General features: G+C 66.2%; 13 protein-coding genes and 1 pseudogene. 8 read left to right on the forward strand and 6 right to left on the reverse strand.

Annotated elements, in window-relative coordinates:
- Positions 1 to 93: 93 nt before the first annotated feature.
- The 4 genes from A8G18_RS19895 (at position 94) to A8G18_RS19910 (ending at position 3,529) form a co-directional block, all read left to right on the forward strand.
- On the forward strand, positions 94 to 1,773 hold the full coding sequence (locus A8G18_RS19895) for an FAD-dependent oxidoreductase (RefSeq protein ID WP_064065236.1): 1,680 nt from the start codon (positions 94 to 96) through the stop codon (positions 1,771 to 1,773).
- A gap of 88 nt (positions 1,774 to 1,861) precedes the next feature.
- Positions 1,862 to 2,149 carry a hypothetical protein gene (locus tag A8G18_RS19900; RefSeq protein ID WP_064065237.1) on the forward strand — a complete coding sequence of 96 codons (288 nt, stop codon included), beginning with the start codon at positions 1,862 to 1,864 and terminating at the stop codon, positions 2,147 to 2,149.
- 78 nt (positions 2,150 to 2,227) lie between these two features.
- Positions 2,228 to 2,599 (forward strand): avidin-fold protein, encoded by a 372-nt coding sequence (locus tag A8G18_RS19905; RefSeq protein ID WP_064065238.1) that lies wholly within the window; start codon positions 2,228 to 2,230, stop codon positions 2,597 to 2,599.
- A 234-nt stretch (positions 2,600 to 2,833) separates the two neighbouring features.
- The gene (locus tag A8G18_RS19910; protein WP_064065239.1) at positions 2,834 to 3,529 is read left to right on the forward strand and encodes a GAF and ANTAR domain-containing protein; all 696 of its coding nucleotides are present in this window, start codon (positions 2,834 to 2,836) and stop codon (positions 3,527 to 3,529) included.
- A 16-nt stretch (positions 3,530 to 3,545) separates the two neighbouring features.
- On the opposite strand, the pseudogene A8G18_RS23240 reads toward A8G18_RS19910, so the two are convergent.
- A pseudogene (locus tag A8G18_RS23240) lies at positions 3,546 to 3,701 on the reverse strand (hotdog domain-containing protein); the annotation flags it as partial.
- Between the two features lie 29 nt (positions 3,702 to 3,730).
- Positions 3,731 to 5,056, reverse strand: a complete 1,326-nt coding sequence (locus A8G18_RS19915; protein ID WP_425337712.1) for a wax ester/triacylglycerol synthase domain-containing protein — start codon at positions 5,054 to 5,056, stop codon at positions 3,731 to 3,733.
- 212 nt (positions 5,057 to 5,268) lie between these two features.
- On the opposite strand from A8G18_RS19915, the gene A8G18_RS19920 reads away from it, so the two are divergent.
- Complete coding sequence (locus A8G18_RS19920; RefSeq protein WP_016934162.1) at positions 5,269 to 5,898, forward strand: hypothetical protein; 630 nt, start codon at positions 5,269 to 5,271, stop codon at positions 5,896 to 5,898.
- 73 nt (positions 5,899 to 5,971) lie between these two features.
- Here the strand turns inward: A8G18_RS19920 and A8G18_RS19925 are convergent, their stop codons facing one another.
- Positions 5,972 to 6,496: a DUF6328 family protein gene (locus A8G18_RS19925; RefSeq protein WP_064065241.1), complete on the reverse strand. Its 525-nt coding sequence runs from the start codon at positions 6,494 to 6,496 to the stop codon at positions 5,972 to 5,974.
- Positions 6,497 to 6,714: 218 nt separating this feature from the next.
- On the opposite strand from A8G18_RS19925, the gene A8G18_RS19930 reads away from it, so the two are divergent.
- Positions 6,715 to 7,644: a L,D-transpeptidase gene (locus A8G18_RS19930; RefSeq protein ID WP_064065242.1), complete on the forward strand. Its 930-nt coding sequence runs from the start codon at positions 6,715 to 6,717 to the stop codon at positions 7,642 to 7,644.
- 113 nt (positions 7,645 to 7,757) lie between these two features.
- On the opposite strand, the gene A8G18_RS19935 is transcribed toward A8G18_RS19930, so the two are convergent.
- The 3 genes from A8G18_RS19935 to A8G18_RS19945 are packed head-to-tail and all read right to left on the reverse strand — an operon-like array spanning position 7,758 to position 9,381.
- Positions 7,758 to 8,243 carry an SRPBCC family protein gene (locus A8G18_RS19935; protein ID WP_064065243.1) on the reverse strand — a complete coding sequence of 162 codons (486 nt, stop codon included), beginning with the start codon at positions 8,241 to 8,243 and terminating at the stop codon, positions 7,758 to 7,760.
- A 3-nt stretch (positions 8,244 to 8,246) separates the two neighbouring features.
- Positions 8,247 to 8,588: an ArsR/SmtB family transcription factor gene (locus tag A8G18_RS19940; protein ID WP_064065244.1), complete on the reverse strand. Its 342-nt coding sequence runs from the start codon at positions 8,586 to 8,588 to the stop codon at positions 8,247 to 8,249.
- Positions 8,589 to 8,619: 31 nt separating this feature from the next.
- Positions 8,620 to 9,381 (reverse strand): DeoR/GlpR family DNA-binding transcription regulator, encoded by a 762-nt coding sequence (locus tag A8G18_RS19945; protein WP_064065245.1) that lies wholly within the window; start codon positions 9,379 to 9,381, stop codon positions 8,620 to 8,622.
- Between the two features lie 205 nt (positions 9,382 to 9,586).
- Between A8G18_RS19945 and fgd the strand changes: the two genes are divergently transcribed.
- The gene (gene fgd / locus A8G18_RS19950) at positions 9,587 to 10,591 is read left to right on the forward strand and encodes a glucose-6-phosphate dehydrogenase (coenzyme-F420) (RefSeq protein WP_064065246.1); all 1,005 of its coding nucleotides are present in this window, start codon (positions 9,587 to 9,589) and stop codon (positions 10,589 to 10,591) included.
- Between the two features lie 20 nt (positions 10,592 to 10,611).
- Positions 10,612 to 11,279, forward strand: a 668-nt coding sequence (locus tag A8G18_RS19955; protein WP_483414368.1) for a glucose-6-phosphate isomerase, incomplete at its 3' end; no start/stop codon positions are given.

The following is an 11,279-nucleotide window of genomic DNA, read 5'->3' on the forward strand; positions in this document are numbered from 1 at the left end:
GGTTCGAGAACGCGGTTCTCGACCAAAACTGGAACGTGTACTAGTCTGAGGCCGGTTCGTTGTCCGGAATCGGCACGGTAGGCAGGTAGAACTGTGGCTTATGTAATCACCCAGGCGTGCTGCAACGACGCCTCGTGTGTCGAGGTCTGCCCGGTCAACTGCATCCACCCGACACCCGACGAAGCACCCTTCGCGACCACGGAGATGCTCTACATCGATGCCGACACGTGCATCGACTGCGGGGCCTGTGTCGACGAGTGCCCGGTGGATGCGATCGCCGCCGACAACGAACTCACGCCGGCGCAGGAGCCGTATCTCGAGATCAACGCCGAGTACTACCGTCGCTACCCGATCGGACCGGACTGGCCCGAGCTGCGCACGCGCCGCAAGCTGCCCGCCGAGCTGGGCACGCTGCGGGTGGCGATCGTCGGCTCGGGTCCTGCGGCGTGCTACGCGGCGATGGATCTGGTGACGCACTCGGCGGTGCAGGTCGACATCTTCGACCGCCTGCCCACCCCCTACGGTCTCGTCCGCGCCGGTGTGGCCCCCGATCATCAGAGCACCAAGGGAGTCGGCGACCTCTTCCGCAGCGCCATCGGCCACAAGAACACCCAGTGCTATTTCAACGTCGAGGTCGGCACCCACATCACCCACGAGGAACTGCTCGCGCACCATCACGCGGTGATCTACGCCGTCGGTGCCGCAGGCGACCGCACGCTGGGCATCCCGGGTGAGGACCTCGTGGGCAGCCGCGCCGCGACCGAGTTCGTCGCCTGGTACAACGGCCACCCCGATTTCGCCGATCACACCTTCGACCTGTCTGCCGAGCGCGCGGTGATCATCGGCAACGGCAACGTCGCCCTGGACGTCGCGCGAGCCCTGGTGATGGACCCCGACGAGCTCGCGCGCACCGACATCGCCGAACACGCCCTCGAGGCGCTGCGGAAGTCGAACATCCGCGAGGTCGTGGTCGTGGGCCGGCGCGGCCCGGCGCAGGCCGCCTACACCAACCCGGAACTGCTCGCGCTCGGCTCGCTGCCCGGTGTCGATGTGGTCGTCGACCGGGATGAGGTCGAACTCGACCCGGTCAGCCGCGCGCTGATCGACGATCCGCAGGTCGAACCCCGCCTGGCGCTGAAGGTGCGGCAGGTCGAGGGTTTCGCGCAGCGCACCGCCACCGAGGGCAACAAGCGGATCGTGCTGCGCTATCTCGCCTCGCCGGTGGAGATCTCCGGCGACGGTGTCGTCGAGTCGATCACGCTCGAACGCAACGAACTCGTCGAGGTCGACGGTCGGCTCGAGGCCCGTCCGACAGGGGAGACCGAGACCCTCGAGACGGGGCTGGTGCTGCGCTCGATCGGCTATCGAGGCACCGCGCCGGCGGGTCTGCCCTTCGACGAGCGGCGCGGGGTCATCCCCAACGACTGCGGTCGGGTGATCGACGCCGAAACCGGAGCGCCGGTGCCCGGTGTCTACACCGCGGGCTGGATCAAGCGTGGTCCCAGTGGCGTGATCGGCACCAACAAGCAGTGCTCTGCGGAAACCGTCGAGAAGATCCTCGACGATTTCGTCGAGGGCAAGTTGCCCGAGCCGGTCGCCGACCGGGAGAAGCTGGCGGCGCTGGTTGCCGAGCGGCGCCCCGAGCACATCGACTACCGCGGTTGGCTGCAGATCGACAAGCAGGAGAAGTCCCGCGGTTCTGCGGCGGGACGCTCGCGGCTGAAGTTCGTGTCGATCGAGGAGATGCTCGCGGCCTCACGAATCGAGTCGTGAGCCGTCGGCCGTAGTTTCGCGTTATTCGTTGCCGCAGCTCCCCTCGGCCGCGAGGCGTAACCCCGCATCGGAGGGGGAACCCGGGCGTATGGCGCAGCAAGCTCGGCCCGCAGTCGCGGCGTCGAGTCGATGGATCGATACCGACGGGATCCGCTATCCCTCCGGCGACACGCACGCGTGGACGCCCGGCACCAATCAGACCCTGTGCGGGGTTCCGCTCTCCCGCGCGCGCCTCGATCGCTTCCCGCACGTGCCGTGGAGCGATGCGCTGTACCTGGCGGAACTGGGCGAACACGGCGTCGTCCCGTGTGGGCGTTGCGCGGCGGCCACCCGCAGCGACCGGCCTCGGTGGACGCGCACGAACCCACGGCCGTGAGTCTCGTGGTCGTGCGCCGGCCGGAGTCGACCACTGTTGCCTCGCACTCCCACCCACGGTCTTCGTTACGGTGCCGAGATGACCACTGCCGATGCCGCGCATCACTCGCCGTCCACCGTCGATCTGAATGGAAGGGTGTTCGCCGGTGTCGGCAACTCGCCCACCGGGCAGGTCGATGGCGCCACACGCTTTCGGTATCACCAGGACGATGCTGTCATCTGGGCCGATTACGACGGCGGAAAGATAGTGCGGGGTTTCCTCGTCGGGACACGTAACGGTGAGCGACTGAACTTCCGGTATGTCCACCTCGGTGTCGACGGCTCGACCGCGAGCGGAGTCTGCGACAGCCGGATCGAGGTGCTCAGCGACGGCCGCATACGCCTCGAAGAGAGCTGGGCCTGGGAATCGCGTCCTGAGAAGGGCACGAGCGTGGTCGAAGAGATCCGCTGACCACGGCCTTCCGGAGGGCTCTACGACTCCGGCACGCGGCCGGCCCGGATCGTCGGCCTCGGCCGACCGCCGGACCGAAGTCTCGAGCGTTCGTGTATTCGCCCTGTGGCCGGACCATGCCATCGGCACGGCGATAGGCTGGGGGTCCCAGAGCGTGGTGTCGCGGCGACGGTGCCGATGCTCCCGCTGCTGTCGATGCCTGTACCGACCGCACCGACTTTCGAAAGTGTGCCCATGGCCGACCTGAACCCCGACCGTCTGAGTCGCACGATGGCCGAACTCGCCCGTTCCTTCGACGGCGCCGGTACGGATCTCGACGCGACCCTGCAGCGCATCACTGCTGCCGCGGTGGAGCTGATTCCGGGCGCCGACAGCGCCGACGTGCTCGTCATCGCCGACCGTGGAAAGTACGAATCGTACGCAGCGACCTCGCAGTTGCCTCCGCAGATCGATTCGCTGCAAGCTCGGGTCGGGGAAGGACCGTGCGTGGATGCTGCCACGGACACGGTGTTCACCCGCAGCGACGACCTGGCTGCGGAATCGCGCTGGCCCCTGTTCACTGCGGCGGCCGTCGAAGCCGGGGTGCGCAGCATCCTGTCGTTCCGGCTCTATACCCACAACATGCAGGCGGGGGCGCTGAACTTGTTCTCCTCCGAACCGAATGTCTTCGACGAGGAGTCGATCCACATCGGGGAAGTGCTGGCAGCTCACGCCGCGATCGCATTCGTCTCGGCGCGCCGACAGACGCAGTTGCATTCGGCGATCGCATCCCGGGATCTGATCGGCCAGGCCAAAGGCATGCTCATGGAACGTTTCGCTGTGAGCGCCGATCGCGCCTTCGCGATGATGGTGACTCTGTCGCAGGAGTCGAATGTGCCGGTGGCGACCATCGCGGGCCGCATCGTAGAGCTGGGGCCGCAACACGACTGACCAGCTTCCTGCTACCGCCGACCACAGTGGCGACCGCATGCAGGAGCGCACCGCTCGCGGGCCGCAGATAGTCGAGGGTCAGGCCCGTCGTCACGATCGAAGGGCCGAGAGCCGTGCCGGCAGCGACAGTGAGTGCGTTGTCCGCTGCACAGGCCGGAATGCCGCCGTGCACGAAACCGCATTGTGAATTGCGGTGACGACCTACTGTGCGGATCCCCCTTCGGAAGCGATGATCGCGTGGAACTGTTCGCGCAGCGCATCTTCGAGGTCATCGATCTCCGGAACGAGATCGGGATCGACGGTGATCGTCACGGTCAGCGTGCCGGCATACGACAGTGCCACGAAGGCGACTCCGATGTTTCCCGTACCGACGATCATCGGAACGATCGAGGTGACCGGCGCCCCGGCGAGGGTAACGGCCGACGACGGTCCCGGCAGGTCGGACAGAAAAGTATTGACCAGATGTTGGCGGTTCACGAACCAGCGGAACACCCCGACGGCAGCGAGAATCCGGAAGAGTGGGCCCATCAGCGCAGCGGACAGACCTCGCACGCTCGACTTCTGGGCGCGGGTTCGGCGGGAGACGGAAACCAGCCGCTGGTGCGGGGTTCCCTCCAGCGGCACCCGGACGGGCATGACGCCCACCCGATTTCCCAATCGGCCACGCGTGGTCGCGGTGCGGGCGGACACCGGCACCGAGACGACCAATTCGGACGGAAACTCGCCGCGCGCGTGCAGGACCGTGGCCAGGGCACCACCGACCGCGACCAGCAGCACATCGTTGACGGTCGCGTGCCGTCGTCGTCCCGTCCGACGGACGGTGTCCAGATCCACCTCGACCGTCCTGAACGCACGGCGAACACCGGTGGGCGCATTGAACGAACATCGAGGAGCACGTCCGCCGGAACCCCGTCCGAGCTCGGCCTGCGGAGCTCGCCGCACACTGTGCAGACGTCCGATCATGTTGTCGGCGAGGAGTTCTCCCGTTCGCGGACTCGTAGAAGGTGGAGCATCTTCGTACCTGGATGCCGCACTGTTCACGCCGTCGACGAGATGCGCGAGGATCGCCAGACCGCCGATCCCGTCGGCCAGGACATGGTGCAGGACCATCACCATCGCCGTGTGTCCGTGCGGATCCGCGATGTCGGTGACGAGGAGCGCGCGCCACAGCGGCCGGGACGGAGGCAGCGGTCGGGTGAGGGCCTCCACGGCGAGTGTGATGGCGGCGTCCCGATCACCGGCGGCCGGGCACCGCACCTGCGACAGGTGAGCATCGATGTCGAAGTGGTCGTCGTCGAACCAGTAAGGCCGTCCGAGTCCGGGTGCAGGTCGGATCAGGCGTTGCCGCAGCCGTCGGATGCCGGAGAGCCGCTCGGCGAATGCCGCCCGCAGAGTCGCCGGATCCGAGCCACCCTCGCCGGCGAAGAAGATCACGGCACCGACGTGCAGAGGCACCGGCCCGACGTCGGAGGCGAGTTCGGTCAGGTCGCCGGGGCCGATGCGGTCTATGCGGCTCGAATCCGCCACCATTCGAGGATCGCAGACGGATGGGGCGGAAGAAGCAGTAACCGCAGAGCGTCGTGGATGTCGATCCGCTCGGGGCGATGACCCGCGACGTCACCTCGTCGTCGGGCTCGCGCCGCCGACGATGCCCTATTGCTTACGGCGGCGCAGGGGAGCAGTGTGGAACACGGGAAACGACCGGCGACGCCGTGTCGGCGCCGCCCCGAGGAGAGGGGGTGCCGATCGTGTTTGCACGCTCGACCACCATTCACGCCCATCCGTCGTACATCGACTCCGGGATCAAGCACGTACGTGACATCGTCATGCCGGCGCTGGCGGACATCGACGGCTGCCTGGGACTGTCCCTGCTGATCGATCGCGGCTCGGGCCGCTGCATCGCCACCAGTTCATGGCGGGACGAGGATGTGTTGCGCTCCAGCGAAGGCCTGGTCCGCATGCTCCGTGACGAGGCGGCCCGGATGTTCCATGCTGCCACGGAGGTGTCGCAATGGGAGATCGCCGTGATGCATCGCGATCATCATGCGACTCGTGGAGCCTGCTGCCGTGTCACCTGGGTCGAACTCGAACCGGCCCGACTCGATCGTGGAGTGGACATGTGGAAGATGGCAGCGTTGCCGAGGATGGAGGAACTCGAGGGCTTCTGCAGTGCCAGTCTGATGCTCGACCGCGCCACCGGCCGCGGGGTGTCGTCGTTGACTTTCGACAACGCACAGGCGATGGAGAGCAACGGAGACCGCATCGACGCCATCCGGGCCGAGGTGACTCACGCGGCAGACGCGAAGGTGCTCGATACCGGTGAGTTCGAACTCGCCATCGCGCATCTGCACGTCCCCGAACTGGTCTGAACCGAAACGGGAAATATGGAAAACTGCTGCACTGCTGTGGATTCCGGCAACCAGCCCGTGCCGCGGCGGGGTGTCATCCGCCGTGTGGTGGCCGGGCATCGTCGATATCGTGACGGTTCTGCAACGACGGCAGTATCCAGAAACCGAAGAACATCACCAGCGCGATGGCAGCTGCGACTATTCCGGCGGGCATATTTGCGACGAAGCTGAAGATCAGCAGGACGACACCGACGATGGCCAGTCCCAGAACGGTGATACCTGCGATCGCCAGTCGTTGTCCGGTCGCGACGAGCGTGGCCAGGGCATGCTGCCGGAACAACAGCCGGTGCAGTCCGACAGGCGCGACCAGCAAGATCACCGCGGTCACCGAGAGAGCGACCGTGACCAGATAGATCACCTTCTGCGCGTCCGACAGCTCCTCGAATCGCTGCTGGAACGGCAACGTGAGCAGGAATCCGGTCAGGAGCTGAACACCCGTCTGTACGACGCGCAGTTCCTGCAGCAGGTTGTTCCAGTTGCGGTCGAGTCGCTGGGTCTCGGTTTCACCGCGCTCCCGGTAGTTCCATGCCGCGTCGTCGCGAGAGCCCGTGTCGTCCATACACTGACAATGCCCCATTCTCGAGGTGATCGAACACGCGCGACACGCCGGGGTCGTGCGGATGCGAAGTACACCGTGTGATCCACCGACCTGGGTAGACGCCGAACCGAGCGCTCTCGAATTGCTCCCTCGTTATCGTCCTGTATCTAATGAACGGGTACGAGCGCGCCGCGGAGGGGAAAGAGGACGCGGCGCAACGCTGAACGATGGGTTGTGGAATGTTCGAAAAGCAAGCTTTGTCGAACCGTCGCCGCACGGGCCGCCGATCCGCGCGGATCGGTGCTGCATTCGTGGGCGCAGCCGCCGTGGCACTGGCCACCGCCGGCCCTGCGAGCGCGGCACCGCTGTGGCCCGGTGGGCCCGAGGTCCCGAGTGTCCAGGAGCTGATCGAAGGACTCACCCCGCCCGGGGTGACGCCGCCGCAGCTCGTTCCCGAGCCGGCCGCACCGTTCTCCGCTCCGTCCGTCAACCCGTCGAACGGGGAGACGGTGGGTGTCGCACAGCCGATCATCATCCGGTTCGACGAGGCCGTCGGAGATCGTGCAGCCGCCGAACGCGCCATCCGCATCACCTCGCAGCCGCCCGTCGACGGGCACTTCTACTGGGCGTCGAACACGCAGGTCCGGTGGAAGCCGTTCGAGTTCTGGCCCGCGAACACCGCGGTCACCGTGAAGGCCGGCGACGCGCAGTCGTCGTTCACCATCGGCGACGCCCTGGTGACGGTGGCGGACGACAACACCAAGACCATCACCGTCACCCGCAACGGTGAGGTCGTCCGCACCATGCCGACGTCCTTCGGCAAGCCCGGTCACGACACCCCGAACGGCACCTACATCGTCGGTGAGAAGTACCGCGACATGTACATGGACTCGTCGACCTACGGAGTTCCTGTCGACAGCCCCGAGGGCTACCGCACCTACGTCGAGTACGCGACGCGGATGTCCAACAGCGGAATCTTCCTTCATGCCGCTCCGTGGTCGGTCGGCGCGCAGGGCAACACCAACGTCAGCCACGGTTGCCTCAACGTGAGCACCGAGGACGGAAAGTGGTTCTTCGAGAACGCGAAGAAGGGCGACCCGGTGATCGTGCAGAACACCGCCGGTGGAACCCTCAACGGCTGGGACGGTCTGGGCGACTGGAATCTCTGATCCTCCGTCGCCCGACCCGATCTCCGTCGCACTGACGGCAGGCTTTCCGACGCCCCCTGCTCTCCGGTTCGTTTCATCCGGAAAGAGCAGGGGGCGTCGGCTTTTCGATTCTGCTAGGTGGCCACCAGGTCGTCGATCTGGTTGATGGCGGACGAAGCGCCCTCGACCACGCCCATGTCCAGTACCTGCTGGAGTGCTTCGGCGCTCTCGTAGGTGCTGACGTAGATTGCGCGCGTGCCGCCTTCGAACTCTTCGAAGTTGTAGATGCTCCGCGAGACGGGCAGTTCCGGCTTCGGGGTGAAGTCCGGCTCCGCGAAACCGTCGAGGAACGAGAAACTCGTCGGTTCGTCGACGGCCGTGATATCCCAGTAGCCGGCGTACTTCTCGCCGTCGGGGCCGGTCATGTAGTAGGTGGTGCGGGTGCCGGGCTTCAGATTGTGGTCGACCACCGTCGCGGGGAAGGTCGGGGGTCCCCAGATCTTCTCCAGCTGACGGGGATCGGCGTAGACCTGCCAGATGCGGGACACCGGGGCGGCGAACTCGGCGGTGATGGTCAGGGTCAGCTTGTCGGGGTCGTGCCGGACGTCGGTTACAGGCATTTCTCAGCCTTCCTCGGAGGATTCGGATGCGATGAGTTCGTCGATGCGCGCGATGCGACCGCGCCAGACCTGCTCCAGCTCGGTGAGCATGGACGCCACCGACCGCACTGCCGTCACGTCACCACTGGCCAACTGCTCGCGACCGCTGCGTCGCTTCACGAGCAGGCCGGCCTTCTCCAGCACGGCGACGTGCTTCTGTACTGCGGCGAAGGACATGTCGTAGTTCGCCGCGAGAGCGGACACCGAGTGTTCGCCGGCCAGGACGCGTCGCATGATGTCGCGCCGGGTCCGGTCGGAGAGCGCGTGGAACAGGGCGTCGGCCCGGTCCTCGTCGTCTCCGCTCACATCTCCAAATGTACAACCGAATGGTTGTATGTCAAGACTTCGGGGCGATGACGAGCCGGTCGCCGTAGGGTGCGCGATGCTCCTCGTCGAGATCGTCGTCGGTGACGATGGACGTGATCTCGTCGAGGCTCGCGACCCGGGCGAGCGCACGCTCTCCGAACTTCGAATGGTCCGTCACCACAATCGTCTTCTCAGCCGACCGGATCATCGCCCGTTTGATCGGGATCTCCAGCGTGTTGGTGTTCGTGACGCCGGCGGTGGGGTGCACGGCGTCGGCGCCGAGGAACGCCCAGTCGGCCGAATAGTCCGAGAGGAACCGCACGGCGTGGTCCCCGACCAGGGTGTACACCGAGCCGAGGAGTTCGCCCCCGGACACGAGAAGCCGGACATCCGGGAATGCCGCAACGTATTTCGCGATACGCAGGTCGTTGGTGAGTACCGTCAGCGACGCCTTGTGCCGCAGTGCCACGGCCACCTCGTAAGTGGTGGATCCGCTGTCGAGCACCACACTGTCGCCGTCCGACACCATGGCGGACGCAACCGCTGCGATGGCCGCTTTCTCCTCGCGACGCACGTCCTTCTTGAGCGCGTACGGCACCTCGAGACCCGCGCCCTCGACCGCTCGGGCACCCCCGTGCGTGCGTTCGACCTTCCCTTCGCGGGCGAGCACATCGAGATCTCGACGGATCGTGGACGCGTCGACGCCGAGATCGGCCGAGAGGGTCTTCGCATCGATATATCCGTCGGCGAGGATTCGGTGGAAGATCTCACGTCGCCGTGCGGTCGCTGACACGATTGCTCCTAGGGCTCTGGGCACTCGAATTTCTGGGTACTCGGACGCCGTGGTCGGGGTCGGTGCACGACCATAACGCACAGGCGACACACCTTTGCGTGGATATTGACACTGTCTGCGCTCAGTGTGCATGATTTCGTGCAGGATTTGCTCGATTGTGCGTGATCGTTTCGCTGGCACCACGTTGTTCGGAGGTTGCACGGTAATGCTGAAGTTGGGATACAAGGCGTCTGCGGAGCAGTTCGGCCCGCGCGAGCTGGTCGAACTGGGAGTGCTGGCCGAGCGGCACGGGATGGATTCGGCGACAGTGTCGGATCACTTCCAGCCGTGGCGGCACAACGGAGGGCACGCGCCCTTCTCGCTGGCGTGGATGACCGCCGTGGGGGAGCGCACCGAGCGGTTGCAGCTCGGGACCTCGGTGCTGACCCCGACGTTCCGGTACAACCCGGCGGTGATCGCACAGGCCTTCGCGACGATGGGTTGTCTGTATCCGGGGCGGATCTTCCTCGGTGTCGGTACCGGTGAGGCGCTCAACGAGATCGCCACCGGCTATGCCGGGGAGTGGCCGGAGTTCAAGGAACGTTTCGCCCGGCTGCGCGAGTCGGTGCGGCTGATGCGTGAACTGTGGCGCGGGGACCGGGTCGACTTCGAGGGGGAGTACTACACCACGAAGGGCGCGTCGATCTACGACGTACCCGAGCAGGGCATTCCGGTCTATATCGCCGCCGGTGGCCCGGTGGTGGCGCGGTATGCGGGGCGGGCGGGGGACGGGTTCATCTGCACCTCGGGCAAGGGTATGGATCTCTACACCGACAAACTGCTGCCGGCGGTGGCGGAGGGAGCGGAGAAGGCCGAGCGCGACGTGAACCGGATCGACAAGATGATCGAGATCAAGATCTCGTACGACACCGACCCCGAGCTGGCGTTGGAGAACACGCGGTTCTGGGCGCCGCTGTCGCTCACGCCGGAGCAGAAGCACAGCATCGACGATCCGATGGAGATGGAAGCGGCGGCCGATGCATTGCCGATCGAGCAGGTCGCCAAGCGGTGGATCGTGGCGTCGGATCCGGACGAGGCGGTCGAGCAGGTCAAGGCATATGTCGATGCCGGGTTGAATCATCTCGTGTTCCACGCGCCGGGTCATGACCAGAAGCGGTTCCTGGAACTGTTCGAACGCGACCTCGCACCGCGCCTGCGCGCCCTGGCGTGATGAAAGACCTCGGCAGAAACATGGATACGGAAACGCGAGATGTGACGACCACGAAGGCCTGGCAAGCCCTCGAAGCTCACCGGGACGAGATCGCCGCGGTGTCCCTGCGGGAGCTGTTCGCGATCGAGCCGCAGCGGATACAGGCGTTGACCGCACACGCCGGGGATCTGGTGGTCGACTTCAGCAAACAGCGTCTCACCGCCCGCACTCTCGAACTGCTCCTCCAGCTCGCCGAGCAGACGGGTGTGGCCGCCGCCCGCGAGGCGATGCTCGCCGGTGAGCACATCAACAGCACCGAAGACCGGGCGGTGCTGCACACCGCCCTACGGCTGCCGCGGCAGGCATCGCTGATCGTCGACGGAATCGACGTCGCCGCGCAGGTGCATGCCGTGCTCGACCGGATGGGTGAGTTCACCGACCGGATCCGCGACGGACGCTGGCGCGGCGCCACCGGGCAGCGGATCACCACGGTGGTCAACATCGGCATCGGCGGCTCCGATCTCGGCCCGGCGATGGTCACCGGCGCGCTGCGCCGCTTCCACGACGGGCCCGCGGCACGGTTCGTCTCCAACGTCGACCCCGCCGATCTGACCGCCGCGCTGGCCGATCTGGACCCGGCGACGACCGTGTTCGTCGTGGCGTCGAAGACCTTCTCCACCCTCGAAACGCTGTCCAATGCCCCCGCCGC

It is taken from the genome of Rhodococcus gordoniae (assembly GCF_001646655.1).
In the GTDB taxonomy this organism is placed as follows: domain Bacteria; phylum Actinomycetota; class Actinomycetes; order Mycobacteriales; family Mycobacteriaceae; genus Rhodococcus; species Rhodococcus gordoniae.